This window comes from Vibrio sp. WZ-1, assembly GCF_052037695.1.
Classification (GTDB): domain Bacteria; phylum Pseudomonadota; class Gammaproteobacteria; order Enterobacterales; family Vibrionaceae; genus Vibrio.
Map to the genome: position 1 here is coordinate 1 of NZ_JBQEQR010000028.1, position 683 is coordinate 683.

The 683-nt window shown below is 45.2% G+C and carries 1 protein-coding gene; it reads left to right on the forward strand.

Features of this window, described 5'->3' with window-relative positions; all coding sequences use genetic code 11:
• A partial coding sequence (locus ACTS60_RS00530; RefSeq protein ID WP_440886757.1) for a flagellin occupies nucleotides 1–683 on the forward strand: 683 nt, incomplete at both ends.

Consider the following 683-nt stretch of genomic DNA (forward strand, 5'->3'; position numbering starts at 1 on the left):
TCGAACCGCTTGAACGTTCAAAGCCGTGGTTTAGACGTTGCGGTACGTAACGCGAATGATGGTATTTCAATTGCACAGACCGCTGAAGGTGCAATGAATGAGACAACCAATATCCTACAACGTATGCGTGACCTATCTCTACAATCTGCAAACGGCTCTAACTCAAAAGCAGAGCGTGTTGCGATTCAGGAAGAAGTAACGGCACTAAACGATGAGCTTAACCGTATCGCTGAAACGACATCATTCGGTGGTAACAAGCTGCTAAACGGCACTCATGGTTCGAAATCTTTCCAAATTGGTGCAGATAACGGCGAAGCAGTAATGCTTGAGCTAAAAGACATGCGCTCAGACAACAAAATGATGGGTGGCAGCAGCTACGTCGCTGAAAATGGCAAAGGTAAAGACTGGTCAGTTGCTGGCGACAAAACAGATCTAACTATCTCGCTAAAAGACAGCTTTGGTGAAGAGCAAGAGTTCACTATCAACGCAAAAGCTGGCGATGATATTGAAGAAGTAGCAACTTACATCAACGGTCAAACTGACCTAGTAAAAGCATCTGTAGGTGAAGACGGTAAGCTACAAGTATTTGCGGGTAACAACAAAGTTGACGGCGAAGTGTCATTCTCTGGTGGTCTAGCTGGTGAGCTAAGCTTAGGTGAAGCTAAAGCAGTAACCGTAGATAC